The 12844-nt window shown below is 67.1% G+C and carries 11 protein-coding genes; 2 read left to right on the forward strand and 9 right to left on the reverse strand.

Annotation, left to right across the window (positions count from 1 at the left end; genetic code table 11):
* Positions 1–6 precede the first annotated feature (6 nt).
* The 6 genes from MAY35_RS14515 to pdhA all read right to left on the reverse strand — a co-directional run bounded on the left by MAY35_RS14515 (position 7) and on the right by pdhA (position 6765).
* Positions 7–693 carry an EthD domain-containing protein gene (locus MAY35_RS14515; RefSeq protein ID WP_238422006.1) on the reverse strand — a complete coding sequence of 229 codons (687 nt, stop codon included), beginning with the start codon at positions 691–693 and terminating at the stop codon, positions 7–9.
* A 72-nt stretch (positions 694–765) separates the two neighbouring features.
* A complete protein-coding gene (locus tag MAY35_RS14520) occupies positions 766–1902 on the reverse strand; it encodes a Glu/Leu/Phe/Val dehydrogenase dimerization domain-containing protein (RefSeq protein ID WP_374237957.1) in 1137 nt (378 codons plus the stop codon).
* Positions 1895–3277: a dihydrolipoyl dehydrogenase gene (gene lpdA / locus MAY35_RS14525; protein ID WP_238422007.1), complete on the reverse strand. Its 1383-nt coding sequence runs from the start codon at positions 3275–3277 to the stop codon at positions 1895–1897. The genes MAY35_RS14520 and lpdA overlap by 8 nt, the downstream gene beginning before the upstream one ends.
* A 31-nt stretch (positions 3278–3308) precedes the next feature.
* Positions 3309–4670 carry a dihydrolipoamide acetyltransferase family protein gene (locus MAY35_RS14530; protein WP_238422008.1) on the reverse strand — a complete coding sequence of 454 codons (1362 nt, stop codon included), beginning with the start codon at positions 4668–4670 and terminating at the stop codon, positions 3309–3311.
* Between the two features lie 17 nt (positions 4671–4687).
* A complete protein-coding gene (locus MAY35_RS14535; RefSeq protein ID WP_238422009.1) occupies positions 4688–5677 on the reverse strand; it encodes an alpha-ketoacid dehydrogenase subunit beta in 990 nt (329 codons plus the stop codon).
* Positions 5674–6765 (reverse strand): pyruvate dehydrogenase (acetyl-transferring) E1 component subunit alpha, encoded by a 1092-nt coding sequence (gene pdhA, locus MAY35_RS14540; RefSeq protein WP_238422010.1) that lies wholly within the window; start codon positions 6763–6765, stop codon positions 5674–5676. The genes MAY35_RS14535 and pdhA overlap by 4 nt, the downstream gene beginning before the upstream one ends.
* 143 nt (positions 6766–6908) lie before the next feature.
* Between pdhA and MAY35_RS14545 the strand changes: the two genes are divergently transcribed.
* Entirely contained in the window at positions 6909–7379 is a 471-nt protein-coding gene (locus tag MAY35_RS14545) for an Lrp/AsnC family transcriptional regulator (protein ID WP_238422011.1), read from the forward strand.
* 42 nt (positions 7380–7421) lie between these two features.
* On the opposite strand, the gene MAY35_RS14550 is transcribed toward MAY35_RS14545, so the two are convergent.
* The 3 genes from MAY35_RS14550 to MAY35_RS14560 form a co-directional block, all read right to left on the reverse strand.
* The gene (locus MAY35_RS14550) at positions 7422–9152 is read right to left on the reverse strand and encodes a gamma-glutamyltransferase family protein (RefSeq protein WP_238422012.1); all 1731 of its coding nucleotides are present in this window, start codon (positions 9150–9152) and stop codon (positions 7422–7424) included.
* A gap of 152 nt (positions 9153–9304) precedes the next feature.
* Positions 9305–9997 carry a GntR family transcriptional regulator gene (locus MAY35_RS14555; RefSeq protein WP_238422013.1) on the reverse strand — a complete coding sequence of 231 codons (693 nt, stop codon included), beginning with the start codon at positions 9995–9997 and terminating at the stop codon, positions 9305–9307.
* A gap of 85 nt (positions 9998–10082) precedes the next feature.
* A complete protein-coding gene (locus tag MAY35_RS14560) occupies positions 10083–11192 on the reverse strand; it encodes an FAD-dependent monooxygenase (RefSeq protein ID WP_238422014.1) in 1110 nt (369 codons plus the stop codon).
* Positions 11193–11418: 226 nt separating this feature from the next.
* On the opposite strand from MAY35_RS14560, the gene MAY35_RS14565 reads away from it, so the two are divergent.
* Positions 11419–12843 carry an APC family permease gene (locus MAY35_RS14565; RefSeq protein WP_238422015.1) on the forward strand — a complete coding sequence of 475 codons (1425 nt, stop codon included), beginning with the start codon at positions 11419–11421 and terminating at the stop codon, positions 12841–12843.
* The last annotated feature ends 1 nt before the right edge of the window (position 12844 follow it).

Consider the following 12844-nt stretch of genomic DNA (forward strand, 5'->3'; position numbering starts at 1 on the left):
TCGGGCTCAGGCCGGCGACCGGCTGAGGTCGAAGTCGTAACGAGATGTCGGCACCACGTCGAGATTCCGGTCGGCTCCGAAGCGGGCGACGCTCTCGAGCATGAGTGTCATCCGGCGTTCGAGCTCCTGCTGATCGCCACCACTGCCGTAGAAGGCGTGGATGTCGCTGACAGCGCCCATCGGGAAGAGTTCCTCGACGATGGCGGCCACCGCCGGCGCGTCCTCGGTGAGGGGACGTTCGACGATGTTCTGCACGTAACCGAACGTGTCCTGGGTGTCGATGGCGACCTGGGTGTGGTCGTCCAACCAGCGTCGTAGCCACTCGTCATGATCGAGGTCGGCGGGGCGACGAAGGAAGGCGACGTTGGACAGGGCGTTGATCCGCGAGCCGTCCGCGGGCAGATCCGGGTCGAGGGGTGTGCGCGCGGTCACCTCCCAGGCCGCGAGGGGACCCTGCGTCTCCTCGCCGATGGCGTCGAGCACCGGCGCCGCTTCGAGCGCCCAGAACGACACCACCGCGACGATCGGCGGGTCGAGCTCGTCGATGCGCATAGCCGCCGACACCTGGTCGTCGCTGATGTTCACCTGGACGCGCACCGCCCCGGCCGCAGCACACCGCGCGACCAGATCATCCGCGTCGGCTCGTGCCAGCCCGCCGCCCCGGATCGCGGCGATCACCTTCGTATAGGTCATCTCGCGGACGGTACCGGGCGAGTACCGCGCGCGGATGCGAATCCGGCGCGCCGGGTCGGTGGCGCGGCCCGCTCACGCGTCGCGGGCCTCGGCCAGGCGCGCCCGTGCGATCCGGTCGGCGGCGCGGCCGGGGGCGATGGATTCCGCGGCTGCGCGTTCGAAGATCCCGGTCACCGTTCCGTAGATGGTCGCCACGCGGCTGCGCACGGCGTCGGGCTCGACTCCCTCTCGTTCACCCGCGACCTGGATCAGCCCGCCCGCGTTCGCGACATAATCGGGCACCCAGGTGATCCCGCGATCACGCAACAGTTCGTCGACGCCTGGCTCGAGGAGTTGGTTGTTCGCGGCCCCGCACACCACCGACGCGGTCATGCGTTCCAGCGACAGCGGATGCAGGGTTCCGCCGAGGGCACACGGCGCATAGACGTCCAGCGTCTCGCCCAGCAGGTCACCTGATGTCGCGACCCCCGAGAACCGGTTCGCGACCGCGGCCAACGCCTCGTGGTTCACATCGGTGGCCACGACGCGTGCCCCGTCGGCCAGCAACAACGAGATGAGTTCGGCGCCCACCTTTCCGACGCCTTCGACGCCGACAACACGGTCGCCCAGATCCGGCGACCCCCAGGCTGCCGCGGCCGCGGCCCGCATGCCCTGGTAGACACCGAAAGCGGTCATGGGCCCGCTGTTCCCCGAGCCGCCCGCCGACGCGGATCGTCCGACGACATGATCGGTGGATTCACCGATGATGTCGAGGTCCTCGGTGCCGGTGCCGACGTCACCCGCGGAGATGTACCGACCATCGAGGGTGTCGATGAAGCGGCCGTACGCCCTCAGCAGTTCGGGTGTCTTGTCCCGCGCCGGGTCACCGATGATCACGGCCTTCCCGCCGCCGAGATCGACCCCCGCGACCGCCGCCTTGTAGGTCATTCCGCGGGAGAGCCGGAGTACGTCGGTGAGCGCTGCGCCCTGATCGGGGTACGGGTGGAATCGGGTCCCACCGAGCGCGGGACCGAGTGCGGTGGAGTGGATACCGATGATCGCTCGGAGGCCGGTGGCCGCGTCCTCGCAGAAGACCACCTGTTCATGGGGGAGCCCGGGGATGGCGTCGGTGCGGCCGAACACAGCGGCGTCGGGGGCATCGTGGCGGGTGTCGACGGTGACGGACAAGGTGGTTCCTTCTTCGATGGGGTGGTTGATCGTGTCAGCCATGGGCGTGGAGCGGCTGGCCGGCGAGTGCGAGATGCGCTTCGCCGAGAGCCTCGGACTGGGTCGGGTGGGCGTGGATGAGCGCGGCCACATCCTCCGGGTGGGCATTCCAGTTGACGATCAACTGGGCCTGACCCACCAGTTCACTGATCCGGTCCCCGACCATGTGGATGCCGACGACCGGGCCGTCTTCGTCGTGGTTGCCCGCGCGGATCAGCTTGATTCCTCCTGCGGTGCCCAGGATCTGGCTCTTGCCGTTGCCGGCGAGGTCGTACTCGGCGGTGGTGACGTCGCCGTACTTCGCGCGGGCCTGCGCCTCGGTGAGCCCGACGGACGCGATCTCGGGACTCGTGTAGGTGACACGCGGGATTCCGGTCTCGTCGAGGGGAGCCGGATGTCGGCCGGCGATCTGTTCGGCGACGTACAGACCCTGTTGGAAACCGCGATGCGCGAGTTGGAGTCCAGTGACGACGTCTCCGACGGCCCACACCCCGTCATGGTTGGTCCGCAGCTGATCGTCCACGACGACGTGGCCCCGGTCGAGAGCGACGCCCGCCTCGGCGACACCGCTGTCGCCTGTGCGGGGTTCGCGACCCACTGCGACGAGAAGGAGGTCGGTGTCGATCTTCTCCCCGGCATCCGTGCTGATGGTGACGGTGGCTCCGGTCTGGTGCGCGTCGAGGACCTTCGTCGACGTTCTGACGTCGATCCCGCGCTTGCGGAAAGCCCGAGCCAGTCTCTTCGACGACCACTCGTCCTCCGACGCGACGAGTCGCGGGAGCGCTTCGACCACGGTGACCTCGGTCCCGAGTGCATCGAGGAGACCGGCGAACTCGACCCCGATCACACCGCCGCCGAGAATGACTGCTCGCGAGGGGATCTGCGACAGTTCGAGGGCGTCGTCGCTGGTCATGATCCGGTCGCCGATGGGGAGGCCGGGAATGGTCCGAGGTTGCGAACCGGTCGCCAGGACCACAGCGCGTCGCGCTTCGATCGGCTCGCCGTCGACGTCGACGGTCTTGTTGCCGACGTACCGGCCATGGCCGGAGACCACCTCGATGCCGTGGTGCCGGATCAGGCCCTGGAGCCCTTGGAACAGTTTGCCGACGACTCCGTTCTTGTACGAGTGGACCCGTTCCATGTCGATGCCGTCTAGTGATCCCAGCACGCCGAATCGCGAACTGTCCCGGATGGTCTCGACGACCTCGCCCGCGTGGACGAGCGCCTTGGTGGGAATGCAACCCCGGTGCAGGCACGTGCCGCCGAGCTTGCCGGACTCGACCAGCGTCACGGCGAGCCCGAGTTGTGCGGCACGGATCGCACAGGCATAACCGCCTGAACCACCGCCGAGGACGACGACATCAGGGGTGCGGGTCATGAGGGTTCTCCTGTATTCGGTCTGCGCCCGGTCATCCGAGCGCGATCAGTTCGAACGGGTCCGACAGGATGCGTCCGATGTCGGCGAGGAAACGTGAACCCTGTTCGCCGTCGACGAGCCGATGGTCGAAGGACAGACTCAGGGTCGTGACCGAGCGAAGGGCGATCTCGCCCTGGTGTTCCCATGGCTGACGACGAATCGCTCCGACACAGAGGATGGCGGCCTCGCCGGGATTGAGAATGGGTGTGCCGGAATCGACGCCGAACACTCCGACGTTGGTGATCGTGATGGTCCCGCCCGCCAGGTCGGCCGGTGGGGTCTTTCCCGACTTCGCCGTGGTGGTCAGTTCGACCAGCGCCCCAGCGAGTTCGTGGAGCGACATGCGTTCTGCGCCCTTGATGTTGGGCACCATCAGTCCGCGCGGCGTGGCGGCCGCGATGCCGAGATTGACGTAGTGCTTCGTGACGATCTCCTGTGCGTCCTCGTCCCAGTGCGAGTTGAGGCTCGGGTTCGCCCGCAGGGCGATGAGCAACGCCTTGGAGATCAGTGCGAGGGGAGTCAGTCGGGTCTCGGCGAACCGGCGATGGGCGCGAAGACGATCGAGTAGTTCGAGGGTCTCGGTGATGTCGATCGTCACGAACTCGGTGACGTGCGGCGCGGTGAACGCGGAGGAGACCATCGCTGCCGCGGTGTGTTTGCGTACGCCCTTGATCGGCGTGCGGGTTTCCTCGAGATGCGGTGTCGCCGGGGTTGGATCGCCGACGACGTCGGCATCGGCGTGGGCGCCGCCTTCGGGTGGCGCCTTCTGGTCGGAGAGGTACCCGGTCACGTCAGCACGGGTCACCTCTCCGTGCCGGCCGGTCGGTGTGACCGCGGCCAGGTCGACCCCGTTCTGCTTGGCCAGGAACCGAACCGGCGGCTTCGCGAGCGGACGTCGGCGACCTTCGGCGTCCGCAGGCGTGATGCCTCGGGTGGCGGAGTCGGGGGACGGTGGGTTGTCGACACGCGGCGCGGTCCCGCCTCGTCGCCGGCGGCTCGTGCCCTCGCCGGCCACCCCGTAGCCGACCAGTACCGGGACGCGTTCCGTTTCTCCTTCGAAGGCAGCGGCCGCGGACTCGGCCTCGACGTCAGATCCATCGACGGGTTCCCCGCCGGTGTCGATGTCGATGATGGGCCGGCCGACGTCGATGGTGTCCCCTTCGGCGGCGTGCAGTGCGACGACGGTCCCGGCGTACGGGGACGGCAGTTCCACCGAGGCCTTGGCTGTCTCGACCTCGGCGATCACCTGATTGAGTTCGATGGTGTCGCCAACCCCGACCGTCCAGGTGACGAGGTCGGCCTCGGTGAGTCCTTCACCGAGGTCCGGCAGATGAAAGGTGTTGATGGTGCTCATCGTCAGGTCCTCTGCCGTCACGCGGCCGTAGATTTGTCGACCGCATCGAGCATGCGGTCGACATCGGGGAGGAAGTGTTCCTCGAGCTTGGCGGGCGGGTACGGGATGGCGAAGCCGCCGACACGCAGAACGGGGGCTTCGAGGTGGTAGAAGCATCGCTCGGTGACGCGGGCGGCGATCTCCGCGCCGATGCCCAGGAAGACCGGCGCCTCGTGCGCCACGACCAGTCGCCCAGTCTTGCGCACGGAGTTCTCGATGGTGTCCATGTCGAGCGGTGACAATGACCGAAGATCGATCACCTCCACCGAAGTTCCCTCTTCGGCAGCGACTTTCGCGGCCTGACGGGCTGTGGTGACGAGAGGTCCGTAGGTCAGCAACGTGATGTCGTCGCCTTCGACGACGGTCCGCGCACGGTGCAGTGGGTAGGAGTCGGCGGGGGCCTGCAGATCGACCTCACCCTTCTCCCAATAGCGCCGCTTCGGCTCGAAGAACAGGACGGGATCGTCGGAGGCGATCGCCTGCCGGATCATCAGATGCGCATCCGCGGCGTTGCTGCACGTGACCACGCGCAGACCCGCGGTCTGGGCGAAGTAGCCCTCGGGGGATTCGGAATGGTGCTCGATGGCGCCGATGCCGCCCCCGTAGGGGACGCGGATCGTGAGCGGCATCTTCACGTTACCGCTCGTCCGGTAGTGCAGCTTCGCGACCTGGGACACGATCTGGTCGAAGGCCGGGTAGATGAACCCGTCGAACTGGATCTCGATGACCGGCCGGTAGCCGCGCATGGCCAGCCCGACCGCCGTTCCGAGGATGCCGGACTCGGCGAGCGGCGTGTCGACCACACGATGCGGTCCGAAGTCCTTCTGCAGTCCGTCGGTGATGCGGAAGACCCCGCCGAGCGCCCCGATGTCCTCACCCATCAACAGGACTCGTGGGTCGTCTTCGAGCGCGCGCCGCAGACCGGCGTTGAGTGCCTTGCCCAGGGGGAGCGTGGTGGTGTTGCTCATCGTGTCGATCCTTCGAATCCGGCGAGATAGTTCGCGTACTGTGCGCGTTCGTCGTCGATCAGCGGATGCGGGTCTGCATAGACGTGATCGAACAGGGACATGGGTTCGGGTTCGACGGTTTCCAGGCAGCCCTTGCGCAATGCGGCGGCGGTGGTGTCCGCCCGCTCCTGGATGCGGGAGAGGAACGCGTCGTCGACGAGCCCTTCGCGCTCCAGCAGAGCGCGCACCCGATCGAGGGGATCCTTCTGCTTCCATTCGTCGTCGAGGGCGGCGTCCCGGTAGCGGGTGGGGTCGTCGGACGTGGTGTGCGGGCCCATCCGGTAGGTGACCGCCTCGATCAGGCTGGGCCCGTTGCCCTCTCGCGCGTTGGCGAGCGCCAGTCGTGTGGCTGCCAGCACGGCGAGTACGTCGTTGCCGTCGACGCGAATCGACGGGATGCCGAACCCGCGGCCGCGTTCGGCGATCGACACGGTCGTCTGCAGCGACACCGGCTCGGAGATGGCCCACTGGTTGTTCTGGCAGAAGAACACCACCGGGGCCCGGAAGCTGGCCGCGAACAGGAAGGCTTCGGAGATGTCGCCCTGGCTGGTGGCGCCGTCGCCGAAGTAGGTGATCGTCGCGGCGGTGTCTCCGTCGAGTGCCGAACCCATGGCGTAACCCGTCGCGTGCAGGGCCTGGCATCCGACGATGATTGCCGGAGTGGTCATCCGGTACTCGAGCGGATTCCATCCCGAGTGGGTCGAACCGCGCCAGAACCGCAGCATGTGCGTGGGATCGACGTCGCGACAGTAGGCGACGCCATGTTCGCGGTAGCTGGCGAAGACGAAGTCGGACGTGTCGAGTGCCCGTGCGGATCCCACCTGTGCGGCTTCCTGGCCGAGCAGCGGAGCCCACAGTCCGAGCTCGCCCTGGCGTTGCAGAGCCGTTGCCTCGGAGTCGATCCGGCGAACCACGACGAGATCCTCGTAGAGATCACGGAGGGCCTCGCCGTCGATGTCGGCGATCGCGGGCGACAGGTCGTCGTCCTCGACGCGAGTCCCGTCCGCGGTGAGGAGCTGGGCGGGGGTGGCATGGAGTTCGAACACCATGGTTCCTCCTGAGAACGGTTGGTGCCATTGGGCAGTCTGTTGATTCGAGACAAACACTGACGCACCGTGTGCGCAACCGCCCACTTTTGGATTGCGCATAATGCTCAACCGAACCGGGTGTGTGGTGTGGCACACTGAGCGGTATGCCTGATCTCGATCGCACCGACGCCCGCCTACTCCTCGCGCTGTGCGAGACCCCTCGAGCCACCGGCGTGGATCTCGCGGCCCGGCTGGAGGTATCGCGAAACACCGTGCAGTCCAGGCTCGATCGGTGGGATCGGGACGAGGTTCTCGGGGGTTATGACCGGCGGGTCTCACCGCGTAGCCTCGGTCTGCCGTTGCTCGCCTTCGTGATCACCACGGTCGATCAGCGCCGACTCGCGGAGGTCACCGAGAGCCTCGCGGGCATCCCGGAGATCGTCGAGGTGATCGGATTATCCGGTCCCTCAGACCTTCTCATCCGAATCGTCGCCGCAGACACCGACGACCTGTACCGCGTCGCGGGACTCATCCTCGACGTCGACGGGGTGGAGCGGACCAACGTGAGCCTCGCCATGCAGGAACTCGTCCCCTATCGCACGCATCAGTTGTTGCGGCGGGCGGCGACGGACTAGTCGGCGGTCAAGTGCAAGGGTGCCCGCTGACGCCTTGCCGCATCACCGGCCGGCGGCGTATCCGAGACCCCCGCGGGGATTTGCGGCTCCGCTGAGCATGCCGCTCAACGGATCTCGTCCGACCATGGACAGACGGCCGAGCGACCATCCGGATGACACGGCGACGTCGTGTCCTCGTTCGCGTAGACCGTCGAGCACTTCGGGATCCACGCGGTCCTCGATCACCAGACCGCGCTCCGACCTCATCCGCGGCCAGAAAGAACTGGTGATCGCGGTGGTGTGGAACATGGGCGCGTCGATCGCCTCCTGGGGCGTGTAGCCGCCGACGACGGTGCGTAGGAGGTAGAGCAATTGCCATTGGTCTTGTTGATCTCCCCCCGGCGTACCCAGCGCGGCGACGGGCGTTCCGGCACTCGACAGCATCGTGGGGCTGAGCGTGGTCCGCGGGCGGCGGCCGGGCGTCAACGCCGACGGCGAGGTCGGATCCAGCCACGTCATCTGCAGCCGTGTCCCGAGGCAGAAGCCGAGGCCGGGAATCGCCGGCGACGATTGCAGCCACCCGCCGGACGGAGTCGCCGAGACGAAGTTCCCCCAGCGGTCGACGACGTCGACGTGGCAAGTGTCACCCCGTGTTTCGCCATCTCGCGAGACAGTGGGCTCACCGGTCCCGATGGTCGGGACACCGTCGGGTTCGGACACGGGAGGGATGAAGGGTCGACACCCGGGAACCGTGCCCGGACGGAAGTCGCCGCTGGCCTCGTCGGAGATCAGGCCCGCACGTCGAGCGCAGTAGTCCGGGGACAGAAGGTATTCGGCGACGGTCTCCGGCAGGGCGCGGGCGTCGCCGTAGTAGGCGTCGCGATCGGCCATCGCCAGCTTCATCGCCTCGGTGATGGTGTGGATGCCCTCGACGGTCGACGGATCGATGCGCCTGGTCTGGCCCGCCGATTCCAGGATGCCCAACGCCTGAAGCAACACCGGTCCCGAGGACCAGAACCCCGCCTTGACCACCTCGACCCCGTGGAAGTTCCGGACGAGCGGCTCTTCGCGCGGGACGGTGAGTTCGGCGAAATCGTGTGCCGTGATCACCCCGGCGTGATCCCGCCCGTCGGAGTGTCGATGAGGCCTCGATGCGAACGACACGATCGACCGCGCGATCGGCCCGCGCCAGAGTTCTCGGGCGCGTCGTATGCCTTCGGTCCGAGATGTCGCGGACGAGGCGGCCGCCAGTTCGTCGAGGAGTGACGCGTATGCGCGGTTCCGGATGAGGTGGCCCTCGCTCGGTATCCCGTCGGCGAGCCATACCTCGGCCGAGGTCGGCCAGTGCTCGCGGAAGTGTGGGGCCATCGTCTCGATGACTCCGGCCAGCTTGGGGCTGCACGGGATTCCGTTGCGGGCGTAGTCGATCGCGTAGGCGAGTACATCGGCCAGGTGCCATGTGCCGTGTTCTTCGAGGATCGACAGCCACGATTCGACGGCCGCGGGTACCGCTGCGGCGAGGGCACCCGCCGCGGGAACCTCGGAGATCCCCATGGCGGTGAACGCCTCGATGGAGGCGCCCCGGGGTGCGGGCCCCTGTCCCACAACGACCTCGACCCGGCCTCGATCGGCGGGCGCGATGAGAGCCACCAGGTCGCCTCCCGGGCCGTTGAGGTGGGGTTCGACCACGTGGAGCACAAAACCCGCGGCCACGGCCGCGTCGAATGCGTTGCCGCCGCGCTCCAGCACGGACTGAGCCGCGCCGGTGGCCATCCAGTGGGTCGACGCGGCCATGCCGAACCACCCGCGCAGGGTAGGCCTGCTGACGTCAGGAGACGGAGGACGGAAGCAAGTGGTCGAGGACGCCAGGGTCATACAAGTAGTATGCACACTGGAGCCAATTGGATGCAATCAGTGCACGGGTCGGTGTGGCCCGGAGAGACCGGTCAGGCCCGGTCCTGGTCCTCGACCCATCGGGCGAGATGTTCGGCCGTCGATCGGATGTGCCACGACATGGCTTCGCGCGCCTTACGGGCATCGTGCGCCTCGATCGCGCGGACGATGTCGTGGTGCTGCTCGAGGTTCTCCCGGAGCAGCCTCGAACTCCTGGCGTAGATCGCGAACGACGAGTTGGTCGGAAGTCGACGACTGACCTCTCTGATCGTGATGCCCAACTGCCGGTTGCCGCATCCGTTCAGGATGGCGGAATGGAAGCGCCGGTTGGCTTCTCGCCACGTTCCCTCGAGGGCTGCGCGATCGGTGTCGCCGGCGTCCAGTGCGGACTCGAAGGAGTCCCACGCCGTGTTGACGACGATGAGCAGGTCGTCGGACATGTTCTCGGCGGCGAGCGCGGCCGCCAAACCCTCCAATTCCGCACGGACCTCGCCGAGTTCGCGGATGTCGCGTCCGGAGAGCCCGTCGACGAGCGCGCCGCGATTCTTGACGATCGTGACGATCCCCTGTGCCTGGAGCACCCGGAGAGCCTCGCGGACAGGGGTTCTGCTGACGCCGAACTCCTCGGCGAGTGCTTCGTGCCGGAGCCACGAGCCCACGGCGATCTGACCGTCGAGGATTCGGCGCTGGAGTTCGGCGACCAACGAGTCGCTCATCGACAGCGGCTCGTCAGCGGTAGGTTCCACCAGCACCTGCTCGTCCTCCACCCAGGCTCGTCGGGACGAGCGCCAATCTTACGGCAGCGTCGGCGCGGGGCGGGACATGCGGCGATCAGACCTTCAGCGCGTATCGGCGATTGCGGAGGGTGATGTCCTCATCCGTCGTCGGGAACAGGATGTCGGCCCCCTCGCCGGCCAAGGCATGCGCGGCGTCGACCACGGGACGCATCGTCGAGCAGTAGGCGTCCAGCGCCTTCGGCACCGTGGCCTCCTCGGCGAGGGCCCGCGCCACTGCGGCTGCGCCGGTCATGGCGAGGGTGGTGCCCATACCCGAGAAGAACGATGCGCAGTACCCGGCATCGCCGATGAGTGCGACGCGTCCGGTTGTCCACGAGTCCATGACGGTCTGGCTGACGGCGTCGAAGTAGAGGTCCGGGGTGGATGCGATCTCGTTGCGGATCTCACCGAACCTCCAGCCCGTGTCGCCCGTGAAGGCGTTCATGAGCATTCCTCGGTGCGCGTCGACGTCGCGGTAGTCGTAGTCGATCAGTGGGGATCGGTATCCGAGGATGACGGACTGTTCCCGACCGTCGCCACGGACCATCACCATCCTCCCCGGCTCGTTGTAGACCGTCGTGTCCCGAACGCCCAGATCTGTCGAGCAGCTCCGGATCACGCCGACATACAGGCCGAGGTGACGTAAGAAGCGGTGCTCGGGCCCGAAGGCCAGTCGTCGAACCCCGGAGTGCAGACCGTCGGCCCCGATCACCAGATCGAACTCCTCACGCCGGGTCTCGGCACCCCGGATCCCGACGGTGACATGAGAGCCCTCGTCCTCGAGTTCATCGATCCAGGACCCGTACAACGCGGTGACCGCTCGGGGGACGGCATCGGACAGGATGTCCACGAGCCGGTCGCGCGAGATCTCGATGTCGTCGGGGCTGTCGTAGACATCGGTGTTGGGCGTCACGAGTGCCTGGGGTACCCCCGCGCGGTCCACGAACGAGAAGCGGTCCTCGTAGTCGACGCGATGGTCGAGCAACAGTTCGTGAAGGCCCAGGCTCCGAGCAACATCGAGCGCGGGTCCGCGAACATCGACGGCGACCCCGCCCTGCCGCGGTCCGGAAGCACGTTCCAACAAGGTGACCTCGTGACCGTCTCGGCTCAACAGAGCCGCCGCGGTCAGGCCGGCCACCGAGCCGCCAGAGATGAGAACTCGCATCGAATGGGTCTCCTGCCGAGCGCTGGAAACCCTCCGTGCGGTCGGCGCCTGGCGGGTTTCCGGTGTGTTACGAATCACCTTCATCGTTGACGGTGATCCAGATTGGATGCAATAGTTCTAACACGAATTCGGATTCGCGTACACCATTGCTGCTCGTTCGATGTCGGACCCGGCCCGCGGAGCTCCGGCAGCGGCAGGCCCCCAATCCCCAGGAATCGAAGGCACCATGTCCTCACAGACCAGCCGGCCACCAGTCCCGGACACCGGCCACCTCAAACGCAACACGATCGGCGCATTCGGCTTGACGTTCATGGTGGTGGCCGTCGCCGCGCCCCTCACCGCGATGGCATCGAACCTCTCCCTGAGCCTCGGGTTCGGTGTCGGCGCCGGGACCGTGGGACTTCTGGTGGTGGTCGCACTCGCGTTGACCGTGTTCGCCTCGGCGTTCGTGACCCTCGCGCGGTACGTCACGAATGCCGGTGCCTACTACGCATTCATCGGATTCGGACTCGGACGCGCCGTCGGCTCCGGTGCGGCGTTCGTCGCCACCACCGCCTACAACATGGCGGCCGCCGGAATGGCCGCGGCGACGGGATATTTCCTCGGTCTGACGATCGAGTCGATGTTCGACTTCGAAGCGCCGTGGTACCTCTACGCAGCCGTCGTGCTCGTGCTGACCGCCTGGTTCGGCCGGCGCGGCGTCGAGGTCGCCAAACATCTCATCACCGTCGTGTCGATCCTGCAGTTCGTGATGCTCCTCGTCCTCGCGGTCGCGGTTGCCGTCCAGCGGCCGGAGGGTTGGTCGTTCGACGTCTTCTCACCCGGGGCGATGCTCGACGGAAACGTGGCGCTGACGCTGGCGTTCTGTGTCCTGTCGTTCGTCGGGTTCGAAGCGACCGCGATCTACGGCGAAGAGGCCAGGGCGGCGCGTAAGAGCATCAAGATCGCGACGTACGCCTCCATCGCACTGCTCGTGGGCGTCTTCGTCGTCGCCACCTGGTCGCTGGTCGCGGCGTTCGACGACGTCAAGGCCATCGCCGCCGAGGACCCGGGCGCGCTGGTCTTCGCGACAGCCGACATCTATCTCGGCTCGTGGTCGGGGAATCTGCTGTCTGTACTGGTCACCATCAGCTTCTTCGCCGCAAGCGTCGCCTTCCACAACATGGCGGCCCGGTATCACTTCGCCCTCGGTCGAGCGGCCCTGCTGCCGTCGGTACTGGCGTCGGTGCACCCGCGGTGGGGAACGCCCACCGCAGCCGGGGCGGCGCAGACGGGAATCTCGGTGGTGGTAGTCGCCCCCTTCGTCATCGCAGGTGCCGATCCCATCGTGAACCTGTTCCCGATGGTGTCGGGTGTCACCAGCATCTCGTTGACCGCCCTCATGCTCGGCTGCTGCGTGAGCATCCTCGTGGCGGCCCGGCTGGGCAAGCTTCCGCGGGCCAATGTCTGGGCGGTCCTCGTCGCGCCGATCGTGTCAGGCCTGTGTCTCCTGGTTGTCCTCGGTGTCATCATCGCCAATTACTCGGATGTCACAGGCAGCACGGAGCTGATCGTTCTGCTCATGCCACTGCTCCCCATCGCCGCGGCGGTGTACGGCGCGGTGCGACAGAGCCGCATCGGCAATCGCAACGAGCTGTCCGTCCTCGACTAGG

The sequence above is a fragment of the Gordonia sp. 'Campus' genome, assembly GCF_022206305.1.
GTDB lineage: Bacteria > Actinomycetota > Actinomycetes > Mycobacteriales > Mycobacteriaceae > Gordonia.

Bases quoted from the DNA above. Each gene is read 5' to 3' on its own strand.
- MAY35_RS14515 (WP_238422006.1), bottom strand. From the start codon at position 693: ATGACCTATACGAAGGTGATCGCCGCGATCCGGGGCGGCGGGCTGGCA.
- pdhA (WP_238422010.1), bottom strand. From the start codon at position 6,765: ATGGTGTTCGAACTCCATGCCACCCCCGCCCAGCTCCTCACCGCGGAC.
- MAY35_RS14545 (WP_238422011.1), top strand. From the start codon at position 6,909: ATGCCTGATCTCGATCGCACCGACGCCCGCCTACTCCTCGCGCTGTGC.
- lpdA (WP_238422007.1), bottom strand. From the start codon at position 3,277: ATGACCCGCACCCCTGATGTCGTCGTCCTCGGCGGTGGTTCAGGCGGT.
- MAY35_RS14520 (WP_374237957.1), bottom strand. From the start codon at position 1,902: ATGGCTGACACGATCAACCACCCCATCGAAGAAGGAACCACCTTGTCC.
- MAY35_RS14550 (WP_238422012.1), bottom strand. From the start codon at position 9,152: ATGGCCGCGTCGACCCACTGGATGGCCACCGGCGCGGCTCAGTCCGTG.
- MAY35_RS14565 (WP_238422015.1), top strand. From the start codon at position 11,419: ATGTCCTCACAGACCAGCCGGCCACCAGTCCCGGACACCGGCCACCTC.
- MAY35_RS14560 (WP_238422014.1), bottom strand. From the start codon at position 11,192: ATGCGAGTTCTCATCTCTGGCGGCTCGGTGGCCGGCCTGACCGCGGCG.
- MAY35_RS14535 (WP_238422009.1), bottom strand. From the start codon at position 5,677: ATGAGCAACACCACCACGCTCCCCCTGGGCAAGGCACTCAACGCCGGT.
- MAY35_RS14530 (WP_238422008.1), bottom strand. From the start codon at position 4,670: ATGAGCACCATCAACACCTTTCATCTGCCGGACCTCGGTGAAGGACTC.